Genomic DNA, 17,267 nt, shown 5'->3' on the forward strand with positions numbered 1-17,267 from the left:
CGCGCGCTGCTGGGTAGTCTTGCCCGGTGATCGACATCAAGCTCCTGCGTGAGGACCCGGACCGCGTCCGCGCCAGCCAGCGCGCCCGCGGTGAGGACGAGGGGATCGTCGACTCGATCCTCGCTGCCGAGCAGGCCCACCGGTCGTCCCTCACCGAGTTCGAGCAGCTCCGTGCCACGCAGAAGTCGATGGGCAAGCAGGTCGCGCAGGCGCACGGGGACGACAAGCAGGCGCTGCTCGCCCAGACCAAGGAGCTCTCGGCGCGGGTCAAGCAGCTGCAGACCGACGCCGATGCCGCGCAGGCCGAGCTCGACGTGCTGATCCGCCAGGTCGGCAACATCGTCGAGGACGGTGTGCCGGTGGGCGGCGAGGACGACTACACGGTGCTCGAGACCGTCGGGACCGTGCCGGAGTTCGACTTCGAGCCCCAGGACCACCTCGCGCTGGGCGAGTCGCTCGCCGCCATCGACATGGAGCGGGGCGCCAAGGTCAGCGGGTCGCGCTTCTACTTCCTCACGGGGGTTGGCGCCAGGCTCGAGCTCGCGCTGCTCACCATGGGCATCGCCCAAGCCGTCGAGCACGGCTTCACGCCGATGATCACGCCCACGCTGGTCAAGGCCGACGTGATGGCCGGTGCCGGCTTCATCGACAAGCACGGCGACGAGGTCTACCGGCTCGAGGCGGACGACCTCTATCTCACGGGGACGTCCGAGGTGGCGCTCGCCGGCTACCACGCCGACGAGATCCTCGACCTCTCCGACGGCCCCAAGCGGTATGCCGGGTGGTCGGCCTGCTATCGCCGCGAGGCCGGGTCGCACGGCAAGGACACCCGCGGGATCATCCGCGTCCACCAGTTCCACAAGGTCGAGATGTTCACCTACTGCCGCGTCGAGGACGCGGCGGCCGAGCACCAGCGGCTGCTCGGCTGGGAGAAGGAGATGCTCGCCAAGATCGAGGTGCCCTACCGCATCATCGACACCGCGGCCGGCGACCTCGGTGGCCCGGCGGCCCGCAAGTTCGACTGCGAGGCGTGGGTGCCGACCCAGGGCCGCTACCGCGAGCTGACGTCCACCTCGAACTGCACGACCTACCAGGCCCGCCGGCTCAACACCCGGGAGCGCGACCCGAACGGCCAGGGCACCCGGGCCGTGGCCACGCTCAACGGCACCCTTGCCACCACGCGGTGGATGGTCGCGATCCTCGAGAACCACCAGCAGGCCGACGGCTCGGTGGTCGTGCCCAAGGCCCTCCAGCCCTTCCTCGGCCTCGAGGTCCTCAAGCCGGTCTAGCAGTTCGCGGGTAGCGTCGGCGAGGTGAGCGATCGCCAGCTGCCCAAGTGGTCCGAGCTCAAACCCCTGTTGCGGCCCAAGCCGGTCGAGCTCAACGCCAAGAAGCGGCGGCTCGCGTCCGCCCTGACGATCGCGGACCTGCGCGAGGTGGCGAGACGCCGCACACCGCGCTCGGTGTTCGACTACACCGACGGCGCCGCCGAGGGCGAGCTCAGCCTGCAGCGGGCGCGGGCGACGTTCCGCGACCTGACCTTCCAGCCGTCGGTGCTGCGCGACGTCGGCGAGATCGACACGACGACCACCGTCCTGGGCGCGCCCTCGGCGCTGCCGTTCGGCTTCGGCCCGACCGGGTTCACCCGCATGATGCAGCACGAGGGCGAGCGTGCCGTGGTCCGCGTGGCCGAACGGTTCGGCATCCCCTACGGCCTGTCGACGCTGGGCACGACCGACGTCGAGGGCGTGGCGCAGGCGTCGCCGGGCGCGCGCAAGTGGTTCCAGCTGTACGTCTGGCGCGACCACGGCCCGGCGGAGGACCTGATGGCCCGGGCGAGGGCCGCCGGGTTCGAGGCGCTGATCCTCACCGTCGACGTCCCGGTCGCGGGAGTGCGGCTGCGCGACGTGCGCAACGGCTTCAACATCCCGCCGGCCCTGTCCGCCCGGACCGTCCTCGACGGCGCCATGCACCCGAGCTGGTGGGTCAACTTCCTCACGACCGAGCCGCTGCGGTTCGCCAGCCTGGACCGCTGGGACGGCACCGTCGCCGAGATGATGAACGCGCTCTTCGACCCCACGATGACGATCAAGGACCTCGACTGGGTGCGGTCGACGTGGGACGGCCCGCTCATCGTCAAGGGGATCCAGACCGTCGACGACGCCCGCCGGATGTTCGACGCCGGCGCCGACGCGATCGTGCTCTCCAACCACGGCGGCCGACAGCTCGACAAGGCGCCGGTGCCCGTGCGACTGCTCCCGGACGTGCGCGAGGCGCTGGGCGACGGGCCCGAGGTCATGGTCGACACCGGCGTCATGTCCGGCTCGGACGTCGTCGCAGCGATGGCGCTCGGCGCGAGCTCGGTGCTCGTCGGACGCGCCTACCTCTACGGACTCATGGCCGGGGGAGAGGACGGCGTCGAGCGCGCCGCGCAGATCCTTGCCACCGAGGTGAGGCGCACGATGGCTTTGCTGGGCGCCCGCCGGATCGCGGACCTCGGGCCGCAGCACGTCCGCCTTCCGTAGGCTGCCCGCATGACCGATGCCCCGCAGGTGAGCGTCCCCCACCTCATCGCCCTCGACGTCGACGGCACGACGATCAACCACGCCGGCGAGCTGTCACCGGACGTGCGCGAGGCCGTGCACGCCGTGGTGGCTGCCGGTCACCACGTCATCGTCGCCACCGGGCGTTCCATCGTGGCGACGACGACGATCCTCGCCGAGCTCGGGATCGAGAGCGGGTATGCCGTGTGTTCCAACGGCGCGGTCACCATCGAGTTGGATCCGTTGGAGGACAACGGTTTCCGCATCATCGAGGCGGTCACCTTCGACCCCGCTCCGGCGCTCAACCTGCTGCGCCACGAGTGGCCGGGGGCGGTCGTCGCGGTCGAGGAGCTCGGGGTCGGGTTCAAGCTGAGCGCACCGTTCCCGGACGGTGAGCTCCAGGGCGAGCTGCGAGTCGTCGAGTGGGAGGAGCTGGTCGCCGAACCCGTGACCCGCGTGACCTTCCGGGCGCCCGGCGGCACGGCTGAGGACTTCCTGGCCCTCACCGAACGCATCGGCCTGCACGGCGTCAACTACGCCGTCGGCTTCAGCGCCTGGCTGGATCTCAACCCCGAAGGCGTCTCCAAGGGTTCCGCCCTCGAGATCCTGCGCCGGCGGCTGGAAGTCGAGCCGCGGCATACCGTCGCCATCGGTGACCAGCGCAACGACATCGAGATGCTGCACTGGGCCGCCCGTGGAGTGGCGATGGGCAACGCCCCCGACTCGGTCAAGGAAATCGCCGACGAGGTCACCCTCGACGTCGACCAGGACGGGCTGGTGCCCGTCCTGCGCTCCCTGCTCTAGTCCCGCGCCGGCGGCTGTGCCGTCAGCGGCCCTGGAGTGCGTCGAGCGCGACGGCCATGCCCAGGCCCACCCGCCAGTCGAGCTGCCAGCCGTTGCTGGCCTGCGGCATGCGGATGTCGTAGCGGTCACGCAGCGAGCGCTTGCGCTCCGAGGACAGCACGACGCTGCCGTCCGGCGCGGTGAAGTCGAAGTGGAAGATGAAGGGCAGCGGGATCTCGCCGACAACCGGCAGGAGGTCCCACACGCGGCGCAGGATCGCGATGTTCTGGTTGCGCTCGGTCCCGAACGCCTGGAGTCCGTCGGGCGTGCCGAGGTGCCACGACGAGCGCAGCAACGACTTGCCGAAGTCCTTGCGGAACCAGCCGATCGCGGCACCTGAGGCGTCGAACACGTCGTAGGTTGCGCCGAGGTCCATCCGGGTCCTGGCCTTGAACGAGAACACCGGCTGGGTGCGTGCCTCGTCGGCGTAAAACGTGACCTGCTCCTTGAACGCCATCCGCTTCTGCTGGGCGACCGCGATGACCGGCCCCTCGACCCCGGAGGCGTCCACCGACCGGATCTCGTAGCGGTTGACCATCATCGTGATCTTCTGGCGGAGGGAGAAGTGCTCGGTGACCGCGGGCTGGCTCATGGCCGACAGTCTGCACGATCGGCGACGGACATGATCGGCGGCGCACCTGTTCGGACTGACAGACTGGGCCCGCCATGGCTGACCTGATCATCACCTCGCCGTCGAACCCGCGCCTGAAGTCGCTCACCGGACTCCGGCGTCGCCGGACGCGCGAGGAGACGGGCCAGACGCTCATCGAGGGGTACGAGGAGCTGACCCTAGCCCTCGGCGCGGGTGTGCGGCCCGAGGCCCTCTACTACTGCCCCGAGCTGATGCTCGACCCGACCAGCCAGACGCGCGTCGTCGACCAGGTGCGGCGCGACGGGGTCGAGACGGTCCAGGTGTCGCGCACGGCGTTCGAGCGGGCCGCCTACCGCGAGGGGCCTGACGGCTTCATCGCGGTCGTGCCGTCGGTCGTGCGCCGGTGCGCGGAGCTGGTCGTGGGTCCCGCTGCCCTGACCGTCCTGTGCCAGGGGGTCGAGAAGCCGGGCAACCTGGGCGCGATGCTGCGTACGGCCGACGCTGCCGGGGCGGAGGCCGTCGTGGCGGCCGACCCTGTGACCGACTGGGGCAACCCCAACCTCGTGCGCGCCTCCAAGGGCACCGTCTTCAGCGTCCCGGTGGCCAGCGACTCCACCGAGGACACCCTGGCGTGGCTCGACGCCCACGGCATCGCCCTCGTCGCCACCACGCCCGACACGGACGTGCTGCACACCGAGGTCGACTACACCGGTCCGGTGGCCATCGCGGTCGGTGCCGAGAAGTACGGACTGACCGACGAGGTGCTCGACCACGCGGCATACAAGGTCCGAATCCCGATGGTGGGCAAGGCGAACTCGCTCAACGTCGCGACCTCCGCCGCCATCGTGATCTACGAGGCGGTGCGGCAGCGCGGCACCTCCGGCCCCGCCCCAGCCCACTGAGCACACCCGTGTCAGGAGCACCCCCTGACGTATGTCACGATGTCGGGTATGCGAGTTGACCACGTTTCGTATGCAGCAGAGCACGACGGACTGCAGGCGACCGCGGAACGCCTCGCCAAGCTGATCGGGGTCGACCCGGTCGATGGGGGAATCCACCCGCGGTTCGGTACGCGCAACGTGATCCTCCCGCTGGCGCATGAGCGTTACGTCGAGATCGTCGAAGTCCTGGACCACCCGGCATCGGACAAGGCGCCCTTCGGGCAGGCCGTCCGCGCCCGTTCCGAAGCCGGCGGGGGCTGGCTCGGGTGGGTCGTCGCGGTGGACGACCTCGCACCCTATGAGGCGCGCATCGGCCGCGAGGCCGTGGTCGGCAATCGGCACCGCCCCGACGGGGTCGAGCTCCGCTGGCGCCAGCTCGGCGTCAAGGGCCTGATCTCCGATCCGCAGCTGCCCTTCTTCATCCAGTGGGACGACCCGTCCCTGCACCCCTCCACGGCGGCGCACACGCACGTCACCATCGACGGCCTGCAGATCGCCGGCGACCCCGCCCGGGTCCGGGAGTGGCTCGACCTCCCCGTGGACCAGACCTCCTCGGTCATCGACTTCACTTTCGTCGCGCCGCACGGCACCCCGGGCCTGCTGGCAGTCACGTTCGACACCCCGAGCGGCAAGGTCACCGTCTGACCGCACCACCGAATGACCGCACTCGTCGATGGCTTCTACGTCATCGACACGAGTCCGGGGAGCGGGGGCGCGCCTAGCGTGGAGGGACGTCTGGCCCCGACCGCTGGAAGTTGCCATGGCACGTCCCCTCCTGCTTGCCGTCGATGCGGACCCCGAGTCGCTGTCCCGGATCGAGGCTCACCTGCAACGACGGTTCGGGGCCGAGTACCGCGTGCGTGGCGAGCTGGGCTCGGCGGAGGCGATGGTCCAGCTGGAGGCAGCGCGCGACCGCGGTGAACCGGTGGTCGCCGTCCTCGCTGACCAGTGGCTCGGCGGGACGTCCGGCGCCGAGCTCCTCGGGCGGGTCCGGACCATGCACCCCGATGCACGCCGCGCCCTGCTCGTGCGCTGGGGCGCCTGGTCGGACCGCCCGACGGCGGACGCGATCCTGCGGGCGATGGCGGTCGGGGACATCAACTACTACGTGCTCAAGCCCTGGTCCGACCACGACGAGCTCTTCAGCCGCACCATCGGCGAGTTCGTCCACGAGTGGTCCCGCACAGTGATCTCCCCGGACCGCGAGGTCGTCGTCGTCGCCGAACGGCGCGCCCCCCGGGGGCACGGCATACGCAGCCTGCTCACCCGCAACGGCATCCCCCACACCTACCTCGAGCGGGGCTCACCGGGCGCGATCACGGCGCTGCGCCAGGTCGGGGTCCGCGATCCGGAGGACCTCACCGGACCCGTGGTCGTGTGGATGCCGGCGATCGGTGGTGCAGTGCTGCTCGACCCGACCGACGCCGAGCTGTGCGAGGCCTGGGGGATCCGCACCACGCTGGACGGCGAGAACCGCGACTTCGACGTCGTCGTGGTCGGCGCCGGCCCGGCAGGCCTAGCCGCCTCGGTCTACGCGTCATCCGAGGGGCTCAGGGTGCTGGTCGTCGAGCGCGACTCGCTGGGCGGTCAGGCCGGCTCGAGCTCGCTCATCCGCAACTACCTCGGCTTCTCGCGAGGGCTCAGCGGGGCCGAATTGGCCCAGCGCGGCTACCAGCAGGCCTGGGTGTTCGGCGCCCACTTCCTGCTGACCCGCGAGGTCGTCGAGGTACGCGCGGCGCCCGGAGGGTTCGACGTCGAGATCAGCGGAGTCGGTGCCGTGCACGCCAGCACGGTGGTCCTGGCCAGTGGGGTGTCCTACCGCAGGCTGGGCATCGAGCCGCTCGAGGCGCTCAGCGGTGCGGGGGTCTACTACGGCGCCAGCGTCTCCGAGGCCCAAGGGCTCACCGGACTGCGCGTGGTGGTCCTGGGAGGGGGCAACTCGGCCGGGCAGGCGGTGCTCCACCTCGCCAGGTATGCCGCGCACGTGCGCCTCGTCGTGTGGTCCGGCTCCCTGGGCGAGGGGATGTCGCAGTACCTCGTGGGGGAGATCGAGCAGAACCCGACGATCACCGTCCACACCGAGAGCGAGGTGTCCGGCGGCGGGGGTGACGGCTGGCTCGACCACGTCGTCGTCCGCGACCGCTCGACCGGCGATGAGCAGCGCCTCGAGGCCGACGGGCTGTTCGTGATGATCGGCGCGGAGCCCCGCACGGACTGGCTGCCGGAGCGCGTGCACCGCAACAAGGGGTTCGTGGTGTGCGGCACCGACGCGATGGGGTCCGTGGGGTGGCCGCTGGAACGCCCGCCCATGCCGTACGAGACGACCCTGCCGGGCTTCTTCGCCGTGGGTGACGTCCGCGACGGCTCGGTCAAGCGGGTGGCGTCGGCGGTCGGCGAGGGGTCGGTCGTGGTGTCCCAGCTGCACCAGTACCTCGCCCAGGTGCGCGGCGCCGGCGCTGCCGCCGGTGGCGCAGCTGGCGCAGCCCCTCCCGGTGCCGGACCGTGACGGCGACGCCGGGCCGGGATCGCCCGGCCACCCCGGGGACGACGATCCTGCTGGGGGTGCTGGCAGCGTGCGCACCGCTCGGTGGGTTGGTGCTGCTGCGGCGCCGTCCCTCGCTCGACCTGACCTGGGAACACCACCCGTCACACTTCTGGCTCGTGCTCGGGGCGGGCGTGCTCAGCGCCATCGTCGCCTACGGCACCGGCGTCGCCGCCACGCGTCGCGGCGACGCGCGGGTCCTGCTCGTGTCCCAGAGCTTCCTCGCTGCCGCAGGCTTCCTCGGGCTGCACGCGCTCGCCACACCAGGGGTCCTGGTGGCGCACCCCAACGCCGGTTTCATGGTGGCCACGCCCGTCGGCCTCGGCATCGCCTCAGTGTTCGCCGCCTGGTCCACGGCACCTCTCGACGGACCGCCAGGGGTCCGGGTGATCGTGCGGGTCACCCTCCTGCGCGTGGCGTTGGTCGGTGTCATGGTGCTGTGGGCTGTCGCGTCGCTGGCCAGTCTGCCGCCGCTCGACTCCCACACCGCTCCGGAGCGCGCGTCGGGTCCGCTCGTCGCCCTCGCCGTGGTGTCGATCGGCCTGTACGCCTGGACCGCGCTGCACTACCTGGCACTGTGGCGTCGGCGACGGGGGACGATGCCGCTGGCGGTGGCGGCGGCGGTCGTGCTGCTCGCCGAGGCGATGGTGGCGCTGGTGTTCGCGCCCAACTGGCGGCTCAGCTGGTGGGAGTGGCACGTGCTGATGCTGGGCGCCTTCGCCCTCGTCGCGTGGGGGGCGCAGCGGCAGTGGCACGAGGAGCGGTTCGCCGGCCTCTACCTCGACCAGACCACCTCGGGGAGACGGGTCATGAGCATCCTGTTCGCCGACCTCCAGGGGTTCACGACGTTCTCCGAGACACACGAGCCGCAAGAGGTCACGGCGATGCTGAACACCTACTTCGAGGTGGCCATCCCGCCGGTCGTCAGGGCCCACGGCGGCGACATCGACCGGATCATCGGCGACGCGATCATGGCCACCTTCAACCGCCGCGGCGACCAGCCCGACCACGCCCGCCGTGCGGCGGCCGCAGCACTGGACATGCAGGAAGCCACCGCCCGGGTGGCGGCCGAGCACCCGGGCTGGCCCCGCTTCCGCGCAGCGGTCAACACCGGAGAGGTCTCGGTCAGCCTGTTGGGCGCCGGCGGCGGGCGGACCCACACGGTCATCGGCGACGCGGTCAACACCGCCTCCCGACTCGAGGGCAAAGCACCGGTCGGAGGCGTCGCCGTCAGCGCCGCGACCCGTGACCTGCTGCCGGGTGCTCGGACCGAGCCGCTCGGGTCCCTGGAGCTCAAGGGCAAAGCCGAGGCCATCGAAGCCTTCGTGCTGCTCTCGCTCTAGGGCGCAGTGTCCTCGCTGGCTAGCCGTCCCAGGTGCCGTAGCTGCTGGGGACCCGCTGGTCGTCCGCACCAGTTGACGTCAAGGGAGGGTCGTCGGCGTCATCGCCATGGTTGATGTCGTCACGCGGGTTGACGAGGTGAAGCTCCCGTCTCCATCGCGTCGCAGCGTCGGGGAGGATCTCGATGTCGGACCATCGAGCGCGTTCGCCAGTGGGTGGTTGGTATGCCGGAGGTTCGCCGCGCCCGGTCTGCCACCTCGACGGCGGGTCGCCGCCGAGTGGTGGCGCGAGCTCGGCGGCGGTGGGCGGTCGCACGTGCAGGCCGTGGCGGTTGGTGACCTCCAGGCCGTCGAGCCTGGTCGGGTCACCCGCGATGCTGAAGTCGCCCCGGCCGATCGCGTCGTGGTGGAACGGGCAGAGGCTGACCTGGTTGTCGACGTCGGTCGAGCCGCCGTCGGCCCACTCGTGGAGGTGGTGGACCTCGACGAACCGAGTGGCCGTGCAGCCGGGGAACCGGCATCCCCGGTCGCGGTCCTCGATGAGTCGACGAGACCGCTCCGGCAGGATCCGCATCGCGCGTCCCACGCTGACGGGTCGGCCCTCGGTCTCCCATACAGGCTGCACGACGCCGTCAGAGACGAACCGCCCTAGCAGTCGCTGCGGGATGGCTCCGCCACCATTGAGCCAGGCGCCATCGGTCGAGAGGTGCAGGTAGACCCGGTAGTGGCTGGCCCGACCCGTCGAGTTCACGGACGAGAGCGATCGCTGAGCCAGCTCCTCGAGCGCGTCCGCGTAGGTCGGTCGGTCTGTCGCCGCGATGCCGCGAGACTCGGTCTGGTCGGCACCTGTGGCCTCGCCCTCGCTGGCACTGGACGCAGCCATGAACAGCGCGTCCTTGGCCTCCTTGAGGGCCTGCTCGACGAGCGCGCCGATCGGCGCCGGTGCGCTGTAGCGCAGCTGGAACCGGCCGTCCACGTCGTAGTGCATCGACAGGTCAGGGCGAGCGCAGGCCCGCCGCTCCGAGTCCTCCTGCCCGGGCAGCCCGGCAGCTGGGCCGAGTCCGGGTGAGTCGGTCGGGGTGTCGTCACCGGGCCCCTCGGTCTCGGCCACCGGCGCGGGGGCGAACGCGTGCCGGCTCAGGGCGCGACGCAGCTGGGGCACGGTGGCGTGCTGGGCGAAGTCGGCGGCGGACTGCTGGTGGCTCGCCGGCGCGTGGTGGGCCACGACGGCGGTCTGGTCGAGCGACAGGCGCCCCTCGCGTAGAGCCTCCGAGGCCGCGGTCAGCTCGTGCCGGCGCTTCGCGACTGCCACGACGTCACGCGCGTGCGAGGGCGACAGACCGGCACGCACGACGAAGTAGTGCTCCGGCGGGCGGAACCCGCCGTCACCCCAGTGGTTGCCGTCGACGACCTCCGCGGCCAGGTCGACGAGCTCGCCCTGCGCTCGGTTGAGTCGCCCCGCGACCTCGGCCGTGCGCGCCCAGAGATCGCGCTGGACCTCATCGCGCTGGGCGGCCAAGGGGCTGACTGACATACCTCAATCGTACACCTGTTCGAACGGCTGGGTCCAGCGATCCACAGGGAAAACCATTGCCGCACAACGGATTTCGCCGAGAGCGGAACGTCAGGCCTCACCGAAGTAGGACTCGACCAGCTTCTTCGGCGCCTTCGCCGCCCACGCATCCGTGATGACCTCGGCGAGCTCGGCGCGGGTCAGTCGGCCGAGGTCGCGCTGGCGCAGCAGCACTGCGTTGTAGCCGTCGAAGTGCGGCGTCGTGAACCACGGCCCGTCGCCCTCGACCAGCGCCTCCTTGTCGCTCTGGTCGGCGACGACGAACATGATCACGTCCTGCATCCGCTCACCGGTCTCGGGGTCGACGGCATCCGGGCGCGGCTCGCGGAAGTGCAGGAACGACTTCTTCCGCACCACGTAGGCCGGGTTGCCCCACGACTTCCCCTCCTCCGCCTCGGGCAGGGACAGGGCGATCTCAGCGAGGTCCGACAGCTTCGCCTTGCGTGCGGCCATGACGGCGACGCTACGCCGACTGTCCGCCCCGCGCGTCGGCCTCGGAGACCAGCGCCTGGATCGACGGCAGGAGGGCGAGCCCGTTCACCAGGACCGAGAAGACCAGGAACCCCACCGCCCAGCCGGGGTGGCCGGAGGCCCACAGCCCGGCACCAGCCAGCCCGAACACGAGCACCTTGGTCACCGGCCGCACGACGGGGCCACCCCGAGGCGCCTTGGGTGACGCGAACGTCCACCACACCGCGACCACGACGAGGGGCATCGCGGTCGCCAGCAGCACCCCGCCGACGTGGCTGCCCCAGACGGCAGCCGCCGCGGCAGCGAGCAGCTCGTCGACGAACACCAGTGCCAGCACGAGCCAACCGAGAGCCTTCACGTCACCTCCGCGTGGTCCGCCCTTGCAGGCGATGGGGTATGCCGCGCGCTCACCCAGCGGTGACCCCGCGGCATACGGGTCGGTCGAGGTGGTTCAGTCGAGGTAGTCGACCAGCGCGGGAGCCGCGCCGATGTAGCTCTGGGGGGTCAGCTCGGCGAGGCGCTTCGCGACGTCCTCGGGAAGCCCCAGGCCGGCGACGAACTCCCGCAGGTCGTCGCCGGTGATGCGGCGGCCACGGGTGAGCTCCTTGAGGCGTTCGTAGGGGTTCTCCATGCCCGCGACTCCCTGGGCGCCCAGCGCCCGCATCGCCGACTGGATCGGCTCGCCGAGGACCTCCCAGTTGGCGTCGAGGTCGGCGGCCATCGCGGCGGGTACGGCGTCGAGCCCGGCCAGTCCCCGCGCGGCGTTGTCGATGGCGAGCAGGGAGTGGCCGAAGGCGACTCCGATGTTGCGCTGCATCGAGGAGTCGGTGAGGTCGCGCTGGAGCCGGCTGTTGACGAGGGTCGAGGAGAGCACGTCGAGGAGTGCGTTGCTGACCTCGAGGTTGGCCTCGGCGTTCTCGAAGCGGATCGGGTTGACCTTGTGCGGCATCGTGCTCGACCCGACGCTGCCCTGGCCGCGGACCTGGGCGAAGTAGCCGAGCGAGATGTAGGTCCAGACGTCGGTGCACAGGTTGTGCAGGATCCGGTTGAAGCGCGCGATGTCGGCGTAGAGCTCGGCCTGCCAGTCGTGCGACTCGATCTGGGTCGTGAGCGGGTTCCACTGCAGACCCAGGGACTCGACGAACTCACGGCTCAGGGTCGGCCAGTCGGCATCAGGGACGGCGGCGAGGTGCGCGCCGTAGGTGCCGGTCGCGCCGTTGAGCTTGCCGAGGAACTCCGCTGCACCGATGCGTCGCAGCTGGCGGCCGAGCCGGTGGGCCAGCACCGCCAGCTCCTTGCCCATGGTGGTCGGCGTGGCGGGCTGGCCGTGGGTGTGCGCGAGGAGGGGCACGTCGCGCAGGTCGGACGCCATCGTCGCCACCGACTCGACGAGCTGGGTGGCGCGCGGCAGCCAGACCTCGGTCACGGCCCCCTTGACCATGAGCGCGTAGGACAGGTTGTTGATGTCCTCGCTCGTGCAGCAGAAGTGGATCAGCTCGGCGAGGCCGCGGTCCTCGTCACCCGGGGCGATCGCGGTGAGGCGACGCTTGAGGAAGTACTCGACGGCCTTGACGTCGTGCTGGGTGTCGCTCTCGATCTGTGCCAGCTCGGCGATCTCGTCGGCACCGAAGTCCTCGACGACCTGGCGCAGCCGCTGCTGTTCCGAGTCGGTCAGGGCCCGGACGCCGGGGAGGACCTGGTGCGTGGTGAGGAAGATCAGCCACTCCACCTCGACCCGCACCCGCTCCCGGTTGAGCGCCGGTTCGGAGAGGTGGTCGACGAGAGCAGCCACCACACCGCGGTAGCGGCCGTCGAGGGCGCCCAGCGCGATGGGAGGGGTCGCGTCAGCAAGCGAAGCCATGGCGACAGTCTCCCAGAGTGGCGAGAGCGCTGTGGACGCGGTCCGGCGCGGTCGGTGGCTGTCGCCGGCCACGTGTCTTGCCGCGGCGCGCGGTCCGGGGAGCGGCGGCATACGGTGAACACCATGCGATACACCACTCTCGGCCGCAGCGGCACCGTCGTCTCCACCCAGTGCCTGGGCACCATGACCTTCGGCGCCGAGGCCTCCGAGGCGACGTCCGGCGCGATCCTCGAGGCGTTCGTCGAGGCGGGTGGCAACTTCGTGGACACGGCCGACGTCTACGCCGAGGACGGTGAGTCCGAGGCGATCATCGGCCGCTGGCTCAAGGCCCACCCCGAGGATGCGAAGAACGTGGTGATCGCCACCAAGGGCCGCTTCGGCATGGGCGACGCCCCCAACGACCTCGGGCTATCGCGCCGCCACCTGCGGCGCGCCCTCGACGACTCGTTGCGCCGGCTCGGCGTCGAGCACGTCGACCTCTACCAGATGCACGCCTGGGACGCGCTGACCCCGGTGGAGGAGACCCTGCGGTTCCTCGACGACGCGGTCGGCGCCGGCAAGATCTCCTACTACGGGTTCTCGAACTACCTCGGCTGGCAGGTCACCAAGGCCGTCTTCACGGCCCGCGAGCACGGGTGGACCGCCCCTGTGACCTTGCAGCCGCAGTACAACCTGCTGGTTCGCGACATCGAGCACGAGGTCGTCCCCGCCTGCCTTGACGCAGGCTTGGGGCTGCTCCCGTGGTCGCCGCTCGCGGGTGGGTGGTTGACCGGCAAGTACCAGCGCGACGCGACCCCGACCGGGGAGTCCCGGCTCGGCGACGACCCGACCCGGGGCATGGAGGCGTGGGGACCGCGCAACGCCCAAGAGCGCACCTGGGCCGTCATCGACGCGGTCGGTCAGGTCGCGGCCGAGCTGGACGTGAGCTCCGCACAGGTCGCCCTCGCGTGGGTCGGGGCACAGCCGGGCGTCACCTCGGTGATCCTCGGTGCCCGGACGGTCGAGCAGCTGGGCGACAACCTCGCGGCGGCCGACCTCGAGCTGAGCCGCGAACACGTCGAGCGGCTGTCCACGGTCAGCGCCCCGCAGGTGGACGACTACCCGTACGGCGCCGCAGGCGTGGACCAGAGGCACCGCGGCCTGGCCGGCTGAAGCCGCCCGGACCGCTCCTCGCGGCGGGCTGTCCGGTCAGGCGAACCCGTAGCGGTCCAGCGCAGGCACCAGGTCCTCCTCCTCGGAGGACAGGTGGTCGAGCAGGGTCGTCGACAGGCGGTCGACGACGCGCTGCAGCTCGACGGTCGCAGAGCCCCCTGAGGCTCCCGACACCAGGCCGACGAGGGCGTCGTCCAGCTGCTCGAGCACGTCGTGGATGACGAGGTGCTCGGCCTCCAGGCGGTCGAGCACCGGGGCGAGGGCCGGGTCGCTTCGTCGCAGGTGGGGAAAGACCGAGCGGTCCTCGAGGGTGTGGTGTCCCGTGACGAAACGGCAGTACTGCGCGCAGTAGGCCCCGAGCGTCCAGTTGTTCTGCCGCATGGTCAGCTCGTTGATCGCGTTGCGTGCGCGGTGCGCCTGCTCCTCGCCGGCCACCACCTGCTCGACGATGTCGCGCAACCGGCTGAGCTCGGCCCGCAAGCCGTCGTGCACCTCGACGAGGTGGGCGCCGGCCCCTGAGGCAGCTGCCGTGGCAGCGCCCTGGGTATGCCGGGTGGTCACCGCGCCGGGCACGGCGGCCCGCCGTGCCCGTTCGGCCTCGACCAGCTGGCGCGTGGCAGGTGCCACCTCGGTCGCGAAGCGCTGGACGTCCGCGAGGGAGGACACCGGCGCGATGAACGTGCTCATCCCCTCCTCCAGCGTGAGGTCGGCCAGCTGTTCGGCGCCGGTCCGCGGGCCGATGTTGTAGAGCCGGCGGATCTCGGCCGGGTCGCGACCGGCCTTGCGGGCCGCGTCGTCGATGGTCTGGTTCATGCCCCGCAGAGCCGACGGCGCGGCATACCCCATGCTCGGGAGCCAGCCATCGGCCACGGTGCCGGTGAGGCGGAGCATCCGCGGCTTGAGGGCACCCAGCCAGATCTCGACCGGGTGCGCGGGAGCCGGGCCGGGATGCAGGCCCACGACGCGGTGGTGGTCCCCCTCCACCCGCACGGACGGTGCCCCTGCCCCGGCCCACACCTCCCGGATCACCGCGACCGCCTCGGCCAGCGCCTCGACCGACTCACCCGGGGACAGGCGGGTGCCGCCGGCGGCGACGATGGCGTCCCAGAAGGCACCCGCGCCGAGGCCCAGCTCGACGCGTCCGCCGCTGAGCCGGTCGAGGGTCGCGACGCTGCGGGCCAGCACGACCGGTGGCCGCAACGGCAGGTTGGCGACGTTCAGGGCGACGCGGACCGAAGTCGTACGCGCGGCGATGACCGTCAGCAGGGTCCAGGCGTCGAGGTGCCTGGCCTGGTACGGGTGGTCCTGGATCGTGACGAGGTCCAGGCCGCCGACGTCGGCGGCTTCGCTGAGCTCGAGGGTCAGGTCGGCAGCGGTGGCGTCAGGGCTCGGGAAGATCCCGAACTGCAGGTCCTGCCCGTAGTCGGTCATGGCATCCCTCAGCTGGTCGGCATGGTGGTGGACTCACCGTAGGCGGCGGGTCGCTCGTAGTCGCCCAGGACCTGGGCCAGCGCGAGGTGCCGCCAGGCCTGTTCGTGCTGCGACTGACGCTGCAGGGTGCGTCCGAGCAGGAGGTGGAGGTAGCCGTCGTCGGGGGCGTCCTCGACGAGTCCCCGCACCACCGCCTCGGCACGCCCCAGCTGGGCGGAGCCGAAGTAGGCACGAGCCAGCAGGGTTCGGAGCTCGGCCGTGCCGTGCACGGTCTCGGTCGCGTCGGACTCGTCGACCAGCTCCTTCAACGCGATGGCCGCGGCGCCGTAGTCACCGGCGTCGACCAGGCCGCGAGCCCACTCGAGCCGGAGGATGAAGGGAGTGCTGGTCCTGCTGGTCATGGTCATGCCCGCACAACACTAGTTCGATATTCAACTATTCCGGGCGACGAGCTGGCGGCGGACGTGCTCCACGACGCCGTCGGCGGCCGCGACCACCTCGGCGTACGTCTGGTCGAACGCCGAGTCGTTGCCGTACCAGGGGTCGTCCATGTCGAGTGCCCCCGATCGCTCCGCATCCGGGTCGAACGAGCGGAACAGCCTGAGCTTGGCTCGCTGCTCCTCGGTGCGGGCGAGCCTGGTCAGCTCACGCAGGTGCCCCGCGTCTGCGGCCAGGACGAGGTCGACGTGCGGCAACCACGATGCCTCGAACCGTCGGGCAACGTGGTCACGTCCCCCGAAGTCGTCGTGGCCGTTGCGGGCGAGCACCGCCAGGGTGCGCGGGTCGGCCGGGCTGCCGACCTCCCACGAGTGCGTGCCCGCCGAGTCGACCACGACGGCGTCCCCGAGGCCGGCCCGCTCGAAACGCTCGCGCAGCACGAACTCGCCCATCGGGGAGCGGCAGATGTTGCCGGTGCAGACGACGGTGACCCGATAGGGACGCTGGGCTGCCAGCTGTTCTGCCATGCGTCCATTCAACGACATTGCTGTCCAACGACCTCGGCCTGGTCCGGTTGCGACCCGCCTGTCGTGCGTCAGCCCACGTCGGCGGTCAGCTGGCTCTGCGTCTGGGCCGCATAGGCGGTACGCAGTGCTCGACGGGCGCGGTAGGACAAGGCCCTCAAGCCCGTGGGGGTCGTGCCGAGCCGGTGTGCGGCCTCGGCGACGCTGAGCTCCTGGACGTGGGTGAGTAGCAGCACCTCCCGCCAGCGGGGAGGCAGGCTGTTGAGGGCGGCGCGCATCTCGTCGTGCCCCTCCCGGGTGAGGACATCGTGCTCCACTCCCGGACGCGGGTCGGGAACTGCGAGCAGCGTCTCGTCCGCGGCGACCGACGGCGCGTAGCGGTGGCTGCGCCGCCGGATGTGCGCGACGGACAGGTTGCGGACGGTCACGGCCAGGTAGGCCAGCGCGTTGTCGTCGGGTCCGTGCCCGGTCGCCAGCGCGTGGAGCATCTTGGCGAAGGCTTCGGAGACCAGGTCCTGGGCGGAGTAGTCGGGGAAGGCGCGGCGCCGCGCCATCCGGATCAGGGCCGCGTGGTGACGGGAGTACAGCTCGGCAACGGCTCGGGTGTCACCGTTGCGGGCGGCGGCCAGCAGCGGCGCGTCGGAGGGCAGCGGCGCGTCGGAGGGCAGGGGCCGGCTCGACGGGTGAGCAGCCGCATCGTGCCGAGAAGGTGCATCGTGCCGAGAGAGGGCATCGGCCCAGGGGTGTGCGTAGGCGGGCATGGCGGTATGGCTCCAGGTGCTGCGTCAGGTGGTCGGTCAAGTGGGGCGGTGCTCGCGGACCCTGGCTGAGCCGGGCCGGGAGTGACTGGTCAACAGCACTCAGCGGTCGAGCCACCTGTTGCCTGCTGCCGTCGATCGGCGCACGACGAGGATGACATCGCGGCCGACGCCACACCTTGGGCGCTCGTACGGAAATGGCGTGCGGTGGTTGGTCCCTGGACCAAGGAGTCAGGGGTCTTTCCGCATATCCGCGAC

Annotated in this window: 17 protein-coding genes; 8 read left to right on the forward strand and 9 right to left on the reverse strand. The window is 71.2% G+C overall.

Annotation, left to right across the window (positions count from 1 at the left end; genetic code table 11):
* Positions 1-26 precede the first annotated feature (26 nt).
* Genes serS through AC1DWP_RS10090 form a run of 3 tightly spaced genes read left to right on the forward strand, consistent with a single transcriptional unit; the run spans position 27 to position 3,347 of the window.
* Complete coding sequence (gene serS / locus AC1DWP_RS10080; RefSeq protein WP_477614324.1) at positions 27-1,289, forward strand: serine--tRNA ligase; 1,263 nt, start codon at positions 27-29, stop codon at positions 1,287-1,289.
* A gap of 24 nt (positions 1,290-1,313) precedes the next feature.
* A complete protein-coding gene (locus AC1DWP_RS10085) occupies positions 1,314-2,525 on the forward strand; it encodes an alpha-hydroxy acid oxidase (protein ID WP_477614325.1) in 1,212 nt (403 codons plus the stop codon).
* Between the two features lie 9 nt (positions 2,526-2,534).
* Positions 2,535-3,347 carry an HAD family hydrolase gene (locus AC1DWP_RS10090; protein WP_477614326.1) on the forward strand — a complete coding sequence of 271 codons (813 nt, stop codon included), beginning with the start codon at positions 2,535-2,537 and terminating at the stop codon, positions 3,345-3,347.
* A 22-nt stretch (positions 3,348-3,369) separates the two neighbouring features.
* Here the strand turns inward: AC1DWP_RS10090 and AC1DWP_RS10095 are convergent, their stop codons facing one another.
* Positions 3,370-3,978, reverse strand: coding sequence for an LURP-one-related family protein (locus tag AC1DWP_RS10095; protein ID WP_477614327.1), 609 nt, complete (start codon positions 3,976-3,978; stop codon positions 3,370-3,372).
* Positions 3,979-4,052: 74 nt separating this feature from the next.
* Between AC1DWP_RS10095 and AC1DWP_RS10100 the strand changes: the two genes are divergently transcribed.
* From AC1DWP_RS10100 to AC1DWP_RS10115, 4 genes are all read left to right on the forward strand, one after another.
* Positions 4,053-4,880 carry a TrmH family RNA methyltransferase gene (locus AC1DWP_RS10100; RefSeq protein ID WP_477614328.1) on the forward strand — a complete coding sequence of 276 codons (828 nt, stop codon included), beginning with the start codon at positions 4,053-4,055 and terminating at the stop codon, positions 4,878-4,880.
* A gap of 48 nt (positions 4,881-4,928) precedes the next feature.
* Entirely contained in the window at positions 4,929-5,564 is a 636-nt protein-coding gene (locus tag AC1DWP_RS10105; protein ID WP_477614329.1) for a VOC family protein, read from the forward strand.
* A 115-nt stretch (positions 5,565-5,679) separates the two neighbouring features.
* Positions 5,680-7,425 carry an NAD(P)/FAD-dependent oxidoreductase gene (locus AC1DWP_RS10110; RefSeq protein WP_477614330.1) on the forward strand — a complete coding sequence of 582 codons (1,746 nt, stop codon included), beginning with the start codon at positions 5,680-5,682 and terminating at the stop codon, positions 7,423-7,425.
* Positions 7,422-8,804: an adenylate/guanylate cyclase domain-containing protein gene (locus tag AC1DWP_RS10115; protein WP_477614331.1), complete on the forward strand. Its 1,383-nt coding sequence runs from the start codon at positions 7,422-7,424 to the stop codon at positions 8,802-8,804. The genes AC1DWP_RS10110 and AC1DWP_RS10115 overlap by 4 nt, the downstream gene beginning before the upstream one ends.
* A gap of 19 nt (positions 8,805-8,823) precedes the next feature.
* Here AC1DWP_RS10115 and AC1DWP_RS10120 read toward each other — a convergent pair whose 3' ends face one another.
* The 4 genes from AC1DWP_RS10120 to purB form a co-directional block, all read right to left on the reverse strand.
* Entirely contained in the window at positions 8,824-10,335 is a 1,512-nt protein-coding gene (locus AC1DWP_RS10120; RefSeq protein ID WP_477614332.1) for an HNH endonuclease signature motif containing protein, read from the reverse strand.
* A gap of 90 nt (positions 10,336-10,425) precedes the next feature.
* Positions 10,426-10,827 carry an MmcQ/YjbR family DNA-binding protein gene (locus AC1DWP_RS10125; protein WP_477614333.1) on the reverse strand — a complete coding sequence of 134 codons (402 nt, stop codon included), beginning with the start codon at positions 10,825-10,827 and terminating at the stop codon, positions 10,426-10,428.
* A gap of 10 nt (positions 10,828-10,837) precedes the next feature.
* Positions 10,838-11,203, reverse strand: a complete 366-nt coding sequence (locus AC1DWP_RS10130) for a YrdB family protein (RefSeq protein WP_477614334.1) — start codon at positions 11,201-11,203, stop codon at positions 10,838-10,840.
* A gap of 93 nt (positions 11,204-11,296) precedes the next feature.
* Positions 11,297-12,706, reverse strand: coding sequence for an adenylosuccinate lyase (gene purB, locus AC1DWP_RS10135; protein ID WP_477614335.1), 1,410 nt, complete (start codon positions 12,704-12,706; stop codon positions 11,297-11,299).
* A 123-nt stretch (positions 12,707-12,829) separates the two neighbouring features.
* Between purB and AC1DWP_RS10140 the strand changes: the two genes are divergently transcribed.
* Positions 12,830-13,858, forward strand: coding sequence for an aldo/keto reductase (locus tag AC1DWP_RS10140; RefSeq protein ID WP_477614336.1), 1,029 nt, complete (start codon positions 12,830-12,832; stop codon positions 13,856-13,858).
* A 36-nt stretch (positions 13,859-13,894) separates the two neighbouring features.
* Here AC1DWP_RS10140 and AC1DWP_RS10145 read toward each other — a convergent pair whose 3' ends face one another.
* From AC1DWP_RS10145 to AC1DWP_RS10160, 4 genes are all read right to left on the reverse strand, one after another.
* On the reverse strand, positions 13,895-15,289 hold the full coding sequence (locus AC1DWP_RS10145; RefSeq protein WP_477614337.1) for an LLM class flavin-dependent oxidoreductase: 1,395 nt from the start codon (positions 15,287-15,289) through the stop codon (positions 13,895-13,897).
* 8 nt (positions 15,290-15,297) lie between these two features.
* Positions 15,298-15,696, reverse strand: a complete 399-nt coding sequence (locus AC1DWP_RS10150; RefSeq protein WP_477614338.1) for a tetratricopeptide repeat protein — start codon at positions 15,694-15,696, stop codon at positions 15,298-15,300.
* Positions 15,697-15,720: 24 nt separating this feature from the next.
* Complete coding sequence (locus AC1DWP_RS10155) at positions 15,721-16,254, reverse strand: low molecular weight protein-tyrosine-phosphatase (RefSeq protein WP_477614339.1); 534 nt, start codon at positions 16,252-16,254, stop codon at positions 15,721-15,723.
* Positions 16,255-16,322: 68 nt separating this feature from the next.
* Complete coding sequence (locus tag AC1DWP_RS10160) at positions 16,323-17,012, reverse strand: RNA polymerase sigma factor (protein ID WP_477614340.1); 690 nt, start codon at positions 17,010-17,012, stop codon at positions 16,323-16,325.
* Positions 17,013-17,267: the final 255 nt, after the last annotated feature.

This window comes from Pedococcus sp. P2_F6, from assembly GCF_056403675.1.

What these genes read in the sequence shown, in the direction of transcription:
- AC1DWP_RS10090 (WP_477614326.1), top strand. Translation starts at nt 2,535, where the DNA reads ATGACCGATGCCCCGCAGGTGAGCGTCCCCCACCTCATCGCCCTCGAC.
- AC1DWP_RS10095 (WP_477614327.1), bottom strand. Translation starts at nt 3,978, where the DNA reads ATGAGCCAGCCCGCGGTCACCGAGCACTTCTCCCTCCGCCAGAAGATC.
- AC1DWP_RS10100 (WP_477614328.1), top strand. Translation starts at nt 4,053, where the DNA reads ATGGCTGACCTGATCATCACCTCGCCGTCGAACCCGCGCCTGAAGTCG.
- AC1DWP_RS10105 (WP_477614329.1), top strand. Translation starts at nt 4,929, where the DNA reads ATGCGAGTTGACCACGTTTCGTATGCAGCAGAGCACGACGGACTGCAG.
- AC1DWP_RS10110 (WP_477614330.1), top strand. Translation starts at nt 5,680, where the DNA reads ATGGCACGTCCCCTCCTGCTTGCCGTCGATGCGGACCCCGAGTCGCTG.
- AC1DWP_RS10120 (WP_477614332.1), bottom strand. Translation starts at nt 10,335, where the DNA reads ATGTCAGTCAGCCCCTTGGCCGCCCAGCGCGATGAGGTCCAGCGCGAT.
- AC1DWP_RS10125 (WP_477614333.1), bottom strand. Translation starts at nt 10,827, where the DNA reads ATGGCCGCACGCAAGGCGAAGCTGTCGGACCTCGCTGAGATCGCCCTG.
- purB (WP_477614335.1), bottom strand. Translation starts at nt 12,706, where the DNA reads ATGGCTTCGCTTGCTGACGCGACCCCTCCCATCGCGCTGGGCGCCCTC.
- AC1DWP_RS10140 (WP_477614336.1), top strand. Translation starts at nt 12,830, where the DNA reads ATGCGATACACCACTCTCGGCCGCAGCGGCACCGTCGTCTCCACCCAG.
- AC1DWP_RS10145 (WP_477614337.1), bottom strand. Translation starts at nt 15,289, where the DNA reads ATGACCGACTACGGGCAGGACCTGCAGTTCGGGATCTTCCCGAGCCCT.
- AC1DWP_RS10150 (WP_477614338.1), bottom strand. Translation starts at nt 15,696, where the DNA reads ATGACCATGACCAGCAGGACCAGCACTCCCTTCATCCTCCGGCTCGAG.
- AC1DWP_RS10155 (WP_477614339.1), bottom strand. Translation starts at nt 16,254, where the DNA reads ATGGCAGAACAGCTGGCAGCCCAGCGTCCCTATCGGGTCACCGTCGTC.
- AC1DWP_RS10160 (WP_477614340.1), bottom strand. Translation starts at nt 17,012, where the DNA reads ATGCCCGCCTACGCACACCCCTGGGCCGATGCCCTCTCTCGGCACGAT.